15 protein-coding genes are annotated in these 14,572 nt (G+C 65.7%); 6 read left to right on the top strand and 9 right to left on the bottom strand.

All coding sequences use genetic code 11. The annotated features are described in order from the left end of the window. The first annotated feature begins 21 nt into the window (after window positions 1–21). The gene (locus ACYVGS_RS06055; protein ID WP_460587768.1) at window positions 22–1,227 is read left to right on the top strand and encodes a glycosyltransferase family 9 protein; all 1,206 of its coding nucleotides are present in this window, start codon (window positions 22–24) and stop codon (window positions 1,225–1,227) included. Here ACYVGS_RS06055 and ACYVGS_RS06050 read toward each other — a convergent pair. The 3 genes from ACYVGS_RS06050 to ACYVGS_RS06040 form a co-directional block, all read right to left on the bottom strand. Further along, window positions 1,196–1,951 (bottom strand): SDR family NAD(P)-dependent oxidoreductase, encoded by a 756-nt coding sequence (locus ACYVGS_RS06050; protein WP_460587767.1) that lies wholly within the window; start codon window positions 1,949–1,951, stop codon window positions 1,196–1,198. The genes ACYVGS_RS06055 and ACYVGS_RS06050 overlap by 32 nt on opposite strands. Window positions 1,952–2,078: 127 nt before the next feature. Next, on the bottom strand, window positions 2,079–2,486 hold the full coding sequence (locus tag ACYVGS_RS06045) for a DUF6165 family protein (protein ID WP_460587766.1): 408 nt from the start codon (window positions 2,484–2,486) through the stop codon (window positions 2,079–2,081). A 166-nt stretch (window positions 2,487–2,652) separates the two neighbouring features. Then, window positions 2,653–3,315 (bottom strand): TetR/AcrR family transcriptional regulator, encoded by a 663-nt coding sequence (locus ACYVGS_RS06040; RefSeq protein ID WP_460587765.1) that lies wholly within the window; start codon window positions 3,313–3,315, stop codon window positions 2,653–2,655. A 126-nt stretch (window positions 3,316–3,441) separates the two neighbouring features. Here ACYVGS_RS06040 and ACYVGS_RS06035 point away from each other — a divergent pair, with 126 nt between their 5' ends. The 4 genes from ACYVGS_RS06035 to ACYVGS_RS06020 are packed head-to-tail and all read left to right on the top strand — an operon-like array spanning window position 3,442 to window position 7,647. Then, window positions 3,442–4,398 (top strand): Rieske 2Fe-2S domain-containing protein, encoded by a 957-nt coding sequence (locus ACYVGS_RS06035; protein WP_460587764.1) that lies wholly within the window; start codon window positions 3,442–3,444, stop codon window positions 4,396–4,398. Window positions 4,399–4,402: 4 nt separating this feature from the next. Then, window positions 4,403–5,998 (top strand): acyl-CoA synthetase family protein, encoded by a 1,596-nt coding sequence (locus ACYVGS_RS06030; RefSeq protein ID WP_460587763.1) that lies wholly within the window; start codon window positions 4,403–4,405, stop codon window positions 5,996–5,998. Window position 5,999: 1 nt separating this feature from the next. Beyond that, window positions 6,000–7,241 carry a thiolase family protein gene (locus tag ACYVGS_RS06025; RefSeq protein ID WP_460587762.1) on the top strand — a complete coding sequence of 414 codons (1,242 nt, stop codon included), beginning with the start codon at window positions 6,000–6,002 and terminating at the stop codon, window positions 7,239–7,241. A 1-nt stretch (window position 7,242) separates the two neighbouring features. Beyond that, the gene (locus ACYVGS_RS06020; RefSeq protein WP_460587761.1) at window positions 7,243–7,647 is read left to right on the top strand and encodes a Zn-ribbon domain-containing OB-fold protein; all 405 of its coding nucleotides are present in this window, start codon (window positions 7,243–7,245) and stop codon (window positions 7,645–7,647) included. 45 nt (window positions 7,648–7,692) lie between these two features. Here ACYVGS_RS06020 and ACYVGS_RS06015 read toward each other — a convergent pair whose 3' ends face one another. From ACYVGS_RS06015 to ACYVGS_RS05995, 5 genes are all read right to left on the bottom strand, one after another. After that, the gene (locus tag ACYVGS_RS06015; RefSeq protein WP_460587760.1) at window positions 7,693–8,418 is read right to left on the bottom strand and encodes a tellurite resistance TerB family protein; all 726 of its coding nucleotides are present in this window, start codon (window positions 8,416–8,418) and stop codon (window positions 7,693–7,695) included. 63 nt (window positions 8,419–8,481) lie between these two features. Continuing rightward, window positions 8,482–8,763 carry a type II toxin-antitoxin system RelE/ParE family toxin gene (locus ACYVGS_RS06010; protein ID WP_460587759.1) on the bottom strand — a complete coding sequence of 94 codons (282 nt, stop codon included), beginning with the start codon at window positions 8,761–8,763 and terminating at the stop codon, window positions 8,482–8,484. Next, window positions 8,760–9,032: a CopG family ribbon-helix-helix protein gene (locus tag ACYVGS_RS06005; RefSeq protein WP_460587758.1), complete on the bottom strand. Its 273-nt coding sequence runs from the start codon at window positions 9,030–9,032 to the stop codon at window positions 8,760–8,762. The genes ACYVGS_RS06010 and ACYVGS_RS06005 overlap by 4 nt, the downstream gene beginning before the upstream one ends. Before the next feature lie 58 nt (window positions 9,033–9,090). Then, window positions 9,091–10,704, bottom strand: a complete 1,614-nt coding sequence (locus ACYVGS_RS06000) for a glycerol-3-phosphate dehydrogenase/oxidase (RefSeq protein WP_460587757.1) — start codon at window positions 10,702–10,704, stop codon at window positions 9,091–9,093. A 49-nt stretch (window positions 10,705–10,753) separates the two neighbouring features. After that, complete coding sequence (locus ACYVGS_RS05995) at window positions 10,754–12,520, bottom strand: ExeM/NucH family extracellular endonuclease (RefSeq protein WP_460587756.1); 1,767 nt, start codon at window positions 12,518–12,520, stop codon at window positions 10,754–10,756. A 202-nt stretch (window positions 12,521–12,722) separates the two neighbouring features. Here ACYVGS_RS05995 and ACYVGS_RS05990 point away from each other — a divergent pair, with 202 nt between their 5' ends. Then, the gene (locus tag ACYVGS_RS05990) at window positions 12,723–13,679 is read left to right on the top strand and encodes an alpha/beta hydrolase (protein ID WP_460587755.1); all 957 of its coding nucleotides are present in this window, start codon (window positions 12,723–12,725) and stop codon (window positions 13,677–13,679) included. Here ACYVGS_RS05990 and ACYVGS_RS05985 read toward each other — a convergent pair. Further along, on the bottom strand, window positions 13,666–14,553 hold the full coding sequence (locus tag ACYVGS_RS05985) for a DMT family transporter (protein ID WP_460587754.1): 888 nt from the start codon (window positions 14,551–14,553) through the stop codon (window positions 13,666–13,668). The two genes, ACYVGS_RS05990 and ACYVGS_RS05985, sit on opposite strands and share 14 nt — an antisense overlap. Window positions 14,554–14,572: the final 19 nt, after the last annotated feature.

The following is a 14,572-nucleotide window of genomic DNA, read 5'->3' as shown; positions in this document are numbered from 1 at the left end:
GCCACCGGGGAGTTGGTTAGAATGGGCGAGAGTTTAGCAACCTTCAACGGCAGCGCTCCAGCCTGCCAGAACAACCGGGACCCCTACGTGCTGCAATCCGTCTGCATACTCCGTCTTTCCGCCATCGGCGACGTGACCCATGTGATCCCGGTGGTACTGAGCTTGCAGTCGCAGTCGCCAGAGACGCGCATTACCTGGATCATCGGCAAGCTCGAAGCCCGACTGGTAGGCGATCTGCCGGGCGTGGAGTTCATCGTCTTCGACAAGCGGGCCGGCTGGCGCGGCTACCGCAAACTCTGGCGACAGCTGCGCGGCCGGCGTTTCGACGCCCTGCTGCACATGCAGGTCGCCGCCCGGGCCAACCTGGCGGCGGCACTGGTCCGTGCCCGGATTCGGGTGGGCTACGACCGCGACCGCAGCAAGGATGGCCACGGCCTGTTCATCAACCGGCGCATCGCTTCCACACCTGCGCAGCATGTGCGCGACTGCCTGGCGAGCTTCCTCGAACCCCTGGGCCTGGCGGCGGCACCACCGCGCTGGGAGCTTCCCCTCGGCGACGCCGACCGCGCCTTTGCCGAGCAACACCTGGCACCGGACCGCCCCACCCTGGTGATCAGCCCCTGCTCCAGCCACGCCCTGCGCAACTGGCCAATCGAGCGCTACGCTGCCCTCGCCGATCACGCCGCGTTACGCCACGGGATGCAGGTGATTCTGGTAGGAAGTCCGGCGGATGAAGAGAAGGCCACCTGTGCCGCCATCGCCGGCGCCATGCAGGCGCCGGCACTGAACCTCTGCGGGCAGGACACCCTCAAACAACTCGCCGCACTGCTGCAGGGTGCCGACCTGCTGGTTGCACCGGACACCGGACCGGCCCACATTGCCAGCGCCCTGGGTACCGACGTGCTGGGACTGTACGCCGCCAGCAACCCGCTGCGCTCGGGGCCCTACCGCTCACTGCCGTGGTGTGTTGACCGCTACCCGGAGGCCCTGCGTCAATTTAAGGGCCTGACAGTGGACTCCGCCCGCTGGGGCACCAAGGTCGAGGAGCCCGGGGCGATGGACTTGATCAGCGTATCGGACGCGACCGACACGCTGGATCGCTGGGTGACCCAGCGACTGGGCCACAGACCGGGCGAGTNGCTGGCTGGCTGGCTGGCTGGCTGGCTGGCTGGCTGGCTGGCTGGCTGGCGAGAGCCTAGCTGGCCAGCTGGCCGCCGTCGATGGTGAACACCGAACCGGTGACAAAGCGCGCTTCCTCGGAGCCAAGGTAGGCCACCGCAGCGGCAATCTCCTCGGGCTCGCACATGTCACCGGTCTTGGGTGAAAGCGGCGTGATCAGGCCGAAGTCGACGTCCTCGGGGATCGGGTTGGCAGCCTGGCCGGCCTTGACGCCGCCGGGGGCAATGGCATTGCAGCGCACGCCCCGCGAGGCGTATTCCACCGCAACCGAACGGGTCAGACCGATGACCCCCGCCTTGGAGGCACAGTAGGCCGCGTTGTAGGCGATGCCCGTCAGGCCGGCCACCGAGGCGACGTTGATGATGTTGCCCCGGGTCTGCTCCAGCAAGGGCATCGCCTCGCGGGAGATGAAAAACACGCTATTCAGGTTGATGGCCACCAGGCGGTTCCAGGTATCGTCGGAGATCTGGGCGAAGTGATCCCACTTCTGGATGCCGGCAATGTTGCACACCAGGTCGAGCCGACCCAGTGCCTCGCCGGCGGCCGCCACCAGCTGTTTGCAGGACTCGGCGTCCGCGGCGTCGAAACTGCCGGCAAAAGCCTTGACCCCATGCTCTTTGGCGAGCTCTACGGCGAGCGCTTCGACGCCCTCACGGTTAATGTCGGCGAGATAGAGGTCGGCGCCCTCGGCGGCGAGACGGGTCGCAGTGGCCTTGCCAATACCGGCGGCGGCGCCGGTGACCAGGGCGGCCTTGCTTGCAAATCGCTTCATGTCAGTGAGTCCTTCAGACAGAGCCGGGGTGATCCCGACTGGACAGGGTCAGTGCGGCGCGCAGCACGACAGCGAGGCACACGCAGTTAAAAAAGCGCCATTAAACTATTGGGTATTCACGCTGAGGTCAAGCCAATGGGGCCGTATAGTCCTGGTAGGACTTTTCCTCGACGTAACGCGAGCCGAGTGCGAGATTAATGTCCTTCTTCAGAGCCGCACGCTTGTCGTTGGTGAAGTACACCGCCCGCGCCAGCTCGATGAATTTTTCACCGAAGTCACCCGCGCGCTCGCAATCGCGGATATCGTCCTCGATCTCCCACAGGGCCTCGTTGACCGTCTTGAGCTGGCGGCGCAGCTCGGCAATCGCAGACTCGTCGGGCACGGCTTCCCGCCAGGTGGTGTTCAGTGCCTGAAGCTCTCGGCGCACGTTCTCCAGCTTTGCGGAATCGCTTATTCGCTCCGACTTGATTTCGAGGATGGTCATTTTGTCGAGAACCTCGCCGAAGGAAACGGGGACGGTGATGACGTCGGTCATGGAATAATCTGCCTGCCGGGTACGAAGTAAGGCCGACCATTCTAGCAGCGATTGTCCGCCCCCTTCACGCCACGCGACTAATGGCTCACCGGGTACCGAATAGGGTCGACACGCGGAGCGTGCTCCGCTTCGGGACGGGAAAGGGGCGCAAAAGTCGCATCGGGCCTCAGAAGATCAGCTTCATCAAAGAAGCGACAAATTCCCGCCGCCGCTCGGCACTCAAGGGGTACACCCCCACCGCCTCCTGTCCAGCAGCGAGGGCGTGGGAGCGCTCCAACAGCGGCCCCAGGGTCACAAAAGCCACCAACGCACTGGACAGGATATCCCGGAGCACCGTGGTTCTGACCCGCTCCTGCAGAGCGGCGTCTCCCAGGGCAAGCTTAAGGGCCCGACGCGGGGCGAAGTGGCGCGCCAGCCACTCCATGCGCGGCCCCTCCGATACCCCTTCCAGCAGGTAAATGCGCCCGTATTCGGGCACCTCGCACAGGGCGTCGACATAGCACGCCAGGGCATGCCGCACTGTGTCGCGATCGCCATCGCAGCGGCCGGGTTCGAAATTCGCGTCGAAGGCCACGGTGAAACGTCGCTCCACCTCTTCGGCCGCACACTGCCACAGGGCATCCTTGCTGGAAAAGTGGTAGAGGATCAGCGAACGCTGGGCACCGGAGAGCCGGGTAATTTCGCGAAAATGCGTACCCTCGAAGCCCCAGCGGGAGAAAGCCGCCACGGCGGCATCCACGATCGCCCGGCGGGTCGCCGCGCGGCGGCTCGCGCGCCGGGTTCCACTGGCCTTCCCAGCTGTTTCATCGACGTCAAGGTCTCCAGACATCCAGGCCACCTCGTTTTGACACCGCACATTACCACGGTTTGGAAATGTTTTTTGTTTGACAGAGGCGCACGCCCTGCCTATAGTCCCTGACATATGTGTCAGCCAAAATAACAGGCGGAGATCGCCATGAGCAAGCAACGCTTCCCCTTCCCCATTCCCCACGGCTGGTTCCACGTCGCCTTCGACGATGAAGTCGGCCCCGGCGAGATCAAGCCACTGCGCTACTTCGGCCGCGACCTGGTGATGTGGCGCAGCGAGAACGGTAGATTGCATTTGCAGGACGCCTACTGCCCACACCTCGGTGCCAATTTCGGTGTCGGCGGCAAGGTGCTTGGCGAGCGCATCCAGTGCCCCTTCCACCACTGGGAGTTCGACAGCAACGGCAGGGCGGCACATATCCCCTACGCAAAAACCCTTAACCAGAAAGCCTGTGTGCGCACCTACCCCCTGGACATCAAGTACGGGCTGGTAATGGCCTGGTACCACCCGGAGGACAAGGCCCCGGCCTTCAGCCTGCCGGAGATTCCCGAGCTGGCCGACGAAGACTTCGTCAAGCCCAAGGTTACCCGCCACGAGATCCGCTCCTGCCTGCAGGAAATGGCCGAGAACACCGCAGACGGGGCGCACTTTGTCAGCATCCATCAGCATCCCGGTGCGGCCGAGTACGACCGCTTCGACTTCGAAGGCCCCCACATGATCATGGAGAGCCGCCAGCTCTTTCCCAGCTCCGGTGGGCCGGTGGAAGGCACCCTGAATACTACTACCACCGGTTTTGGCTGGGCAGTGGTGCGCTACAACACCCTGATCGAGGTGTGCATGCTCACCACCAACGCCCCCATCGACGAGGACACCGTGGTGCAGTACTTCCACGTCTCCTGGCGCAACCCGCAGCGGGACCCGAAGATCGACCGCATCGGCGCGGCCTTCGACAAGGAGGTCAACCGACAGATTGGCGAAGACATCCCCATCTGGGAAAACAAGATCTACCAGCCGCGGCCGCAACTGTGTGACGGCGATGGCCCGATCGCCAAATTCCGCCGCTGGGCGACCCAGTTCTACGATGCACCGGAGGCAGCCGCCTGACGCCATGAATCGACTCGACTTCAGCCAGCCGGGAAACCGTGTACTGGGCAATATCCTGCGCCAGCACGCCAGCCAGATTCCCGAACAGCGATTCCTTGTCACCGAAGATGAGGCGATCACCTACCGCGAGGCCTACGAGAGGGCCTGTCGCCTCGCTGCGGGCCTGCAGGGGCTGGGCCTTGCACGGGATGACCGCGTATGCATTTTCATGGAAAGCTGCCCGGACTTCGTCGTCCTCAGCCTGGCCTGCAACCTGATCGGCGCCCAGTGGATACCGGTCAACACCGACTACCGCGGCGCCTGGCTGCAACAGACGCTGGCGGACAGCGCAGCGAAAGTCCTGGTGACCGACCGCGACCACCTGGCGCATATCGAGGCCCTGGAGACGCGTCCCCCTGCACGCCTGATCCTGCGGGAGGATGACGACGAACACACCAGCCTGGCCGAGCTTGCGGAGCGGGATGCCGGCGCCTTCGAGCCCGCGGCGATCGACCGGGGCGAGGTCGCCTCAGTGATGTGGACCTCGGGCACCACCGGCCGCTCCAAGGGCGTCATGCAGAGCCACAACGCCTGGGTGCGCAGCGCCATCAGTGCTGCGGAGATGGGCGAAGTGCAGGCCGGCGACGTGTTCTACAACTGCATGCCCCTGTACAACTCTGCGGCCTGGGTATCCAGCGTCTACCCCGCCCTGGTCAGCGGCGTCACCGTGGCCATGGACCCGGCCTTTTCTGCCAGCCATTTCTGGGAACGAACCCGCCGTTTTGGCGCCACCCATGTCTTCACTCTGGGCGCCATGCACATGTTCCTGTGGAGTGCTCCCGAAACCCCGGAGGATGCCGACAACCCGGTACGCAGCGCCAACATGGTACCCATGCCCAACGAGATTCATCGCCCCTTCTGCAAACGCTTTGGCATCAAGGGCATCCACCAGGGCTTCGGCCAGAGCGAGATCATGCTACTCACCCGCCGCTACGACGACGGCGAGTGCGAGTTCGTGCCCAACGCCCTGGGAGAACCCGCCCCTGACCTGGAGGTCGCCCTGCTGGATGACAGCAACCAGCCAGTGCCGGTGGGCGAGGTGGGCGAGTTCTGCGTGAAACCGAAGGGCGAGTTCATTTTGTTCAACGGCTACTTCAACAACCCGGAAGCTACCGAGGAAGCCTTTACTGGCGGCTGGTACCACACCGGCGACCTGGGCAAGCAGGATGCCGACGGCAACTATTTCTTCGTGGACCGCAAGAAGGACGTCATTCGCTACAAGGGCCGCAGCGTCTCCTCGGTGGCAATCGAATCCGTGGCACGCAATCACCCCGCGGTGAAGGATGTTGCGGCCTACGGCGTCACCTCGGACGAGCTGGCCTCCGAGCACGAGATCATGCTGGCCGTGGTTCGCAAGCCCGAGTCCCACTGCAGTGAAGAAGAACTGGCCCGCTTTATCAACCGGAATGCGCCCTACTTCTTCGTGCCCCGCTATATCGAGTTTGTCGACGCCCTGCCCATGACACCCACCCAGAAGGTGCGTAAAGTGGCGCTGCGGCAACGCGGCGTCACCCCGGCTACCTGGGATGCCCGGGCCGCCGGATTCCAGGTGGAGCGCTGAGATGCAGAGTATTCAACAGATCGCCCGACGGGCGGGCCCGTCGGACTGGGGCAGTGCCGCGCCGCTGGAAGATATTCGCGGCCAGGTGGCCATCGCCGGGGTTGGCGAGACCCGCTACAGCGGCCCCTCGGACCGCAATGCCAAAGACCTCTGCCTGGAGGCCATCGCCCATGCCATCGAAGATGCCGGGCTGAAGCCAGCGGACATCGATGGATTGATGATCTCCGCCGGCGTCGCCGACCAGGTCACCCCCGAGGATTTTCATGCGCACTTCGGCACGCATCAACCCCTCTGGTTCAGCCAGGAGGGCGGCGGCATGATCTGGGCCGCCACCTCGGCGCACACCGCCGCCCGCGCACTGAAGGCTGGCGAGGCAAGGCATATCGTCAACGTCTTCGCGGTGGACTGGGCCACCCGGCGCGCCGCGGGCACCGGCACCCCCGGCGACTGGCACGCCAGCGAGCCGATGAAGGCACACTTCGAGCTGCCCTTCGGCTGGTTCCCCCAGCCGGTCTACTTCGCCACCTTCGCCCATCGCTACATGCACGAGTACGGGCTGACGCCGGCACAGCTGGCGGCCCTGCCGGTCACCTTTCGCGCGCACGCCAATCGCCATCCCGGGGCGGTGATGCGCGAAAAAACCCTGACCGTCGAGGACTACCTGGGACGCCCCCTGTTGACTGACCCGCTGCGGGTCGAGGACTGCTGCCTGATCTCCGACGGCGGCGCGGCCTATGTCTATACCACGCCCGAGCGAGCCCGGGACTTGCAACAGACACCGGTGATCGTCGAAGGTGTGGGCCGCGGCATTGTCGGCGGCGCCCCCTACATCAGCCAGCAGCGGGACATCACCGCCACGCCGCAAACGTTCTCCGCGCCCTGGGCCTTCGCCATGGCGGACCTGGCACCCGCCGACCTGGACGTGATTGCGGTCTACGACTGTTTCTCGATTACCGCGCTGATGCAGATCGAGGACATGGGCCTTTGCCCGAAGGGGGAAGGCGGCAACTTCATCCAGGACGGACGGCTGCGCTTTGATCGCCCGCGCAGCCAGGGGGGCATCCCCTGCAACACCCACGGCGGACTGCTCTCCCACGCCTATGTACTGGGCATCGCTCACGTGGTGGAGCTGGTGAAACAGCTGCGCGGCAGTGCCGTGAACCAGGTGGAGAACGCCGAACTCGCCGCCTACGCCGGCTTTACCGCCGACGAAGGCTCCACCCTGATTCTGCGCCGAGGCTGACATGCTGCAACCCGATTACGACGACGCACTCACCGGCCCCTTCTGGCGCGCTGCCCGCGAACAGCAATTAGTGATCAGCTGGTGCGACGCCTGTGACCAGGCCGTGTGGTACCCGCAACACGATTGCCCGGCGTGCCGGAGGGGGCTGAGCTGGAAGCCACTGAGCGGGCGCGCCACCCTGCTCTCCTGGAGCGTGGTGCGCATGCCCCTCAACCCGACTTTCAAGACACCCTACATCCCCGCTCTGGTGGTGCCGGAGGAGGCCCCCGGCGCACGGCTGGTCACCCAGCTGGTGGACTGCGAGCCGGAGGCGCTGCGCTGCGACATGGCCCTGCAGGTGTGCTTCCGGAGCCTGGAGCCCAAAGGGGCTGAGCCCTTCGTGGCGCCGGTGTTCTTGCCGACCTGAGGGGATTGGCAGGATTCATCCCTCCGCGGCGAACTCGGGCTGCCCTCAGCTCGTCAGTAGCTGCCGATCCAGCTCCCGCACCAGCGCCGGCTCCAGCGCCATCTCGGCGGCGAGCTGGTCCAGCCAGGCGCGCTCCATCGGGTTCTGCTCGTCGATGATCGCGGCGCTGACCAGGTAGATCTCCCGCCGCGCCTGGGGTGAATCGGCACTGCGGGCGACTGCCGCGGCATCCAGCGGCGCATCAAACTGCTGCTGGATCCAGGCCTGCAGTTCATCGTCGGGGCCCAGCCGCTCGATTTCACGACCGAGCAGTGCGCGCTCCTCACTGTCGATATGCCCGTCCGCCCGCGCCGCCATGATCATGGCCTGCAGGATTTCCAGGCCACGCCGCTCCTGGGCCTGACCCTGCAACTGCTCCAGGGGCTGCCCCTGCCCGGCATCCGGGGCTGTGGGTGCCGTCGCCTGGCCGGCGCCCGACTGGGAGTTCTGCCAGGCCTTCCAGGCCAGCATGCCAACGCCGGCGATAGCCCCATACTTGAGGGCCTTGCCACCCATCTTGCGGCCACGGCGTGAGCCCAGCATCAGCCCCAGGGCACCGCCCCCGAGCAGGCTCTTCATGTCGATGCCGCTGCCGCCAGAGCTCTGTCCACCACCCAGTTGCGAGCCCAGCTGACCCAGCAGGTCCTTGCTACTGCCACCGCCGCCTCCAGAGCCGGACTGGCCACCGGAGGCCTGATTCATAAGCTGGTTCAGGACGGACATCACGTTCATGGGGAATCCTCTGTGTGAGACTGCTGCTTTTGGATCGCGTGGGCGGCCCGGAGGTTCCGCATGCTACGCACGATTCTCGCGATGATGCCAGACGCGGAGCACCACGATAGTCTCCGTATGGCGGGAATAGCGCACGATATAGTCATCAAGTATCAAATCCCTGACAGTATCCGGATCGGGAGCGCGGCTGACCGGTATCCCGAGGCGGGGGAAGTCCACCAGTGCGGCCATGCGCTCCACCAGTTTCGCCGCCACCCTGGCCGCCGCACCGGGGTCGTGCTCGGCAATAAAGTTGCGCAGTCGCCGCAGGTCCTCGACAGCCGGCTCGGAGTAAACCAGCCTCACCCATCGACCTCGGGAGCGGCCTGTTCCTGTTCGGTCCCCCAGCTTCGCAGCCAGTCGTGCACATCCTCGGCATCGACAACACGCCCTTTCGCGACGGCCTCCATGGCCTCCAGGGTTTCCCGCCAGCGTACCTGCTCCTGCTTCTGGCGTTCCAGGTATTCACTAAGCGCCTGATTGATCAACCATCCCTTGCTGCGATCCAGCTTGCCAGCCAGCGCCTCCAGCTCCCGCTCGGTTTCCGGTGAAAGCCGGACTGTGGTTACACTCATGAGCCCACCCAAACTACCATCGAATACAATGTATTAGACCACCGCAGCTAGCGGAGATTCAACCGGGCAGATTGGCCAAATACTCCGCCACCTGCGCCTCGGCCTCCTCGCCAAACAGGATCTCCGCCACCCGCCGCAGCCCCGGGGCCTCGGCGATTTCTTCAGGGCGCAGCACCAGCTCGATCTTCGAGCGCCTGCGCATGAAGTCCGCGAGTTTCACGATCATCTCGCGCTGCGCGGTCAACTCCATCTCGCAGCGGGTGTATTCGGCGCGCCGGAACAGCAGCCGGGCGCAACTGCGATCCTCGCGGATGCGCTCCAGCAGGTGGAAGGCCGCCTGCCCGTAGCGACGCCAGAAGCGCTGGGACAGGGGCTCGGAGGACGCCGGGTCGGTCAGGGCATCGAGCTCCATCAGCCGCGCCTGGCGCAGGAACTCCGCATGCAAGGCCGCCGGCGGCTCGCCATACCAGCTGGCGTCGGGGTCGGGAATGTCGATGCCGAGCTTCGCCAGCGCCACGACCACTTCATCGCCCACGTTCAGGCAGTCCGTCAGCTTGCCACCGAGGATGCTCAGATGCCGCCGCGGCGCGTCCACCTCGATCACGTGCTTGCGCGACAGCTGCACCCAGTCGGTGGTGCCATTCTCACCCCGCACCGCCAGGGGGCGCACGCCGCAGCGCTCGGCGATGATGCTCTCCCGGGTCAGGGGCGGGTCCATGTCCAGCAGGCTGTTGATATTGTGCAGGACAAAGTCGCGATCCTCGTCGGTGACCCCCACCTCGGGAGTGTCGACCCGGGTATCGGTGGTGCCGACACAGGTGCGCGGCCCCATGGGAATCAGGAAGAACAGGCGGCCATCGCTGGCAAAGAAGGTCAGCACGCGGCGGTGTTCGGTGACCCGATCGACAATCAGGTGAATGCCCTTGGACAATACATGGTGATGGTCCGTGGGCACCTGGGCATCGCGATTGAGCGCATCCAGCCAGGGACCGGCGGCATTGACCAGGGCCTTCGCCGCCACGGTAAAACGTTCTCCGGAGATGCTGTCCCGGGCCTCCACCAGCCAGCGGCCATCCTCGTGACGCAGGCTCTCGGCTGCGACGTAATTGGCCGCCACACACCCGTAATCCAGCGCCTTGCGCACAAAACCAAAGACGAAGCGGGCGTCGTTGTCGTATAAATAGCAGTCAGAGTATTCCAGCCCGCCGGCGGCATCGCGGGTATCAATGATCGGCTCACGGGCCTCCAACTGGTGAGCGCTGAGATAGCGCGGTGGACGGGTCTTGAAGCGCCCCATCACCCAGTACAGCAGGCTGCCCAGGAAAATGACCCAGGCGGGCCAGCGGAAGCCCTTCTGGATGGTGGTCAGGAAGCGGATCTCCTTGACCGTGGAGGGGTAGGCGCGCATCAGCTCGTTGCGCGACCGGCACAGCTTGTTGACCAGCAGGAACTCCCAGCTCTCCAGGTACTTGATGCCGCCCCAGGCGAGATTGGAGGACTGGGAGCTGACCCCGCTGGCAAAGTCCGCGCGCTCGATCAGGGCCACCTTGACCCCGCGCCCGGCCAGGGCCGCGGCGGAGACCGCGCCGTTGATACCGCCGCCGATCACCAGCACGTCGAAGGGCTGGCCGGCGAGCCGGGTCAGGTTGGTCTGGCGCAGGGTACTGGTCATGCAAACTCCCCCTTTCGGTCAGGTAAAAGCCGCGTTTACCTGAAACAGCCTATTGCAGATCCAGCCCCACCACCACCGGGTCGTGATCGGAACTGCGGAAGGCATCCTCGGCATACAGCGCTGCCTGGGCACGACGCTTGTAGCGCAGTCGGTAATCGACCAGGTCCGGCTCATCGGCGTTGATGTGCCATACGGCGACACCCCGGACCTGTGGTGCGAGCGACTCGCTGGCCAGGGCGTAGTCCAGGGTGCCCGCCTGACCGTCGTGCACGTAGGTGTAGGCAAGATCACCGAGGTGCGTGGCGAGCAGGTTGTGGTAACCCCCCTCGGCGAGGATCTGCAGCGGATCTTCCCGGGCGTAGGCATTCAGATCTCCCAGGACCAGCACGTCCGGATCGCCGCTGCCGGTGGGGTCGCTGGCCAGCCAGCGCAGAAGCACGCCCGCGGCGGCACTTCGCGTGCCGTTGCAGTTGGCCTGGCCGTCCCCGCGGTCGGGGTCGCCGATGGCGTCGCAGTCGGAGCCCTTGGATTTGAGGTGCAGCACGGCGGCGGTGAAGCGCGCCCCGGCGGGGGTCTCGAAGCTCTGTGCCAGCACCGGGCGGTTGTAGCGATCGCGGAAATCCGGGTCAAAACCATTGTCGAGGATCGCGTGCCCGCCTAGGGGACTGAGCCTGTCCCGACGGTAGATCAGTCCCACACGAATGGCGTCACTGCCCATCACACCGGTGGCTACTGCCGTCCAGACCTCGCGCCCTTCCCGGGCGTTCAGCCCGGCCACCAGGTCCGCCAGGGCTGCCCGATTGTTTTCCAGCTCCACCAGTCCGAGGATATCCGCGTCGACACCGTGCAGCGCCGTCAACAGCTTGGCACGCTGGCGCTCCCACTCCGGGTGGTCGGCCGCACCCCGGCAGTCGCGGCCACCCCGGGACCCGCACACCCGACCCGCCTCGCGCAGGGTGGTGAAATAGTTCAGGACGTTGAAGGTGGCCACCCGCAGCTCACCGGCTACCCGAGGCGGTGACGGGCGCGGATTTCGAGGTGTGTATTCGATCGTCGCGGTCGGGTGGATACGGTAGTGACCAAAAGCCTCGACCAGTACCCCGGTCACGCCGGTGAGCGTGTCCCCGACGCGAAAGCGGTGCTCCAGGGTAAACTCGCCCCCCTCCGGGTGGCGCGGCGGGTCGGGGTTCTGCCGGTGACTGCCGTCGTCCAGCAGAATGCGCGAGAGCTTCAAGCGGTCTCGGCGAGACGCTTGCTCCTCGCTGCCTGGCGCCGCCAGCTGGGTGGGCACATGGGGACGCGTCTCCCCCTGTCCCGGCAGCGCCAGCCAGATTTCCCCGTAGCGGTCGTAATTGGCGTGGCCAGCGATCACCAGTGGCTGGGGCAGGTGTACCCGCATGCCCTCCAGGGCCTCCAGGTCCGCCGTCGACTGCAGGGGGAATTGCAGTCTTCGCGGAGCCGGCAGCACCTGGTCCCGCGCCAGCATCGACACCCGCGCCGCGCTCACCTGGGTCATGCCGGAATACTCCGCGACCGTGCCCAGCACCCGCACCCGGTCACCCACCCGCACATCGACCGTCCCCCGGTTATCAAAGATAAACAGGCCCTCGCTGAGGCCCGCCTGCGGTAGCCGCTCGGCTGCAGCGGTTTCGATGAAAAAGCCCCTGAGGTCACCGCGATCCGGCTGGCCATTGGACTGGAAATCGCCGGTAACCACCCCCTCGACCACCACCTGTTGCCCCTGCAGTGTGGACTCCGCGGCGCTGCCCTGAACGCTGGCAATACGGGTCGCCGGGGCGGCCCAGGCGCCCGCCACTGGAAGGCACGCCAGCACTGGCAGCAAGCATGCAGCCAGCCGCTTGCGCCAGCTCTGCAAACCCGTGTGCGCGGCGAGAGGTTTTCCTGATCGCCAAGCAAAGCCCCGGCGGGTATCCATAGTTATACTTCCCCGATTCACTGTCACGCCGCAGCCGTTATGCTGGGCGACCCAATACCAAGATCGCCCGAGGACACTGCGCATGCGCTACAACATTGACCCTGAGCTCCGCCCCATCCTGGACATGCTGCCCCCCCTTGACCTCAAGGACTACCAGACGGCTCGGGCAGCGATGGATGGCATGGCTGCCCAGATCAACCCGACGATTGACACCAGCGGCGTGATCATCTCGGACCGCAACATCCCCGGCGCCAGCACCGACATACAGGTCCCGGTGCGCATCTACCAGCCGGAAAATGCCAGCGGCAGCGTTCCCGGCCTGATGCACTTCCACGGCGGCGGCTTCGTTTTCGGCAACCTGGAAAGCGAATACGCCATGTGCGTGAACCTGTGTCGCACCCTGGGCATCGTGGTGGTGTCGGTAGACTACCGCATGCCTCCCGAGCACGCCTACCCGGCGGCGGTGGATGACTGCTACGCGGCCCTCTGCTGGACCCACGCCCAGCGGGAAACCCTGGGTATCGACGGCAACCGCCTCGGAGTCATGGGCCAGAGTGCCGGTGGCTGCCTCTCCGCCGTCTGCGCGATCAAGGCCCGCGACCTGGGCGGCCCGCGCATCTGCTATCAATTCCTGGGCATTCCGGTCACCGACGATCGCCTGCAGACCAAGAGCATGCAGGATTTTGTCGACGCGCCCATCTGGTACACCGAGAACGCGCAGCGCAGCTGGGACTTCTACCTCGGCGAGCAATACCAGCGCGGCGCGGATAACGTGCCCGAACTGGCGGCCCCGGCGCGCGCGAAGAACCTGGAGGGCTTGCCCCCGGCCTGCGTGACCGTCATGGAGTTCGACCCCCTGCGGGACGAGGGCCTGGCCTACGCCCAGCGCCTGCTGGACGCCGGCGTGTCCACCGAGATCCACTGCTATCCCGGCACCTTCCACGGTTCCAGCATGGTGACCACTGCGGCGGTGAGCCAGCGCGAGGCGGCGGACATGCTGGACGCCCTGCGCCGCGGCCTCTGCGTCAGCCCGGCCTGAGCAAGCGCCGCCACTGGCGCAGGGCGCCCGTGGCGATGGCGGTGCCGGTCAGGGTTGCCGCCATCCCCAGCCACATCTGCACGGTGACCGTCTCCCCGAGCAGGAGATAGCCCCACAGCAGGGCACTCACCGGCACCAGGAAGGTCACGGTGGAAGCGGCGGTGGCACCGGCGCTGGAGAGCAGCCCGAAATACACCAGCAGTGCGGCGGCGGTACACAGCAAAGCCAGGCCGAGGGCACTGCCCCAGGCAAGAAGGCTCAAACTGCCGGCGGGCCAGAACCAGAGTCCGGGCAGCACCAGCAGGAACGCGGCCCCGGCACTGGTGCCCGCGGCCTGCACGCGCACCGGCAGGTGGGACAGGTGCAGGCGGCTGTAGTTGCCGGCGAAGCCGTAGCTCAGGGTCGCTCCGAGCGCGGCGAGAATAAACCAGCCGTCACCGCCCGCGGAAAAGTCCAGACGGTCGCCGGAGAGAATGGCCACGCCGGCGAAGGCCAGTGCCATGCCCAGGTACTGCTGGCGCAGGATCGGTGTCGCGAACAACAGAGCGCCAAGCAACGCGGTAAACAGCGGCGTGCTGGCATTGATCAGGGAGGTGAAGCCCGCCTCCAGGCGCGTCGTCGCCAGGGCGAGCAGTGAGAAAGGCAGGGCATTGGCCGCCAGCCCCACGACCAGCAGGGGCCAGCGGTGCTGCCAGATCAGGCGCAGGTAGTCACCCCGCAGCAGCAAGGGCAACAACAGCAGGGTACCCAGGCCCATGCGCACGAAGATCAGCGGGACCGGGCCGAACTCCGGCGCGGCGACCCGCATGAAAATGAAGGACAACCCCCACAGGGAGGCGAGAAACAACAGTCGCAGCGTATCGGCGCCAGACATCGGATATCCTTGCGGCAAG

The sequence above is a fragment of the Haliea atlantica genome, assembly GCF_054779855.1.
The sequence above is the reverse complement of the archived record's forward strand: the minus strand, read 5'-3'. Positions and strand labels throughout refer to the sequence as shown.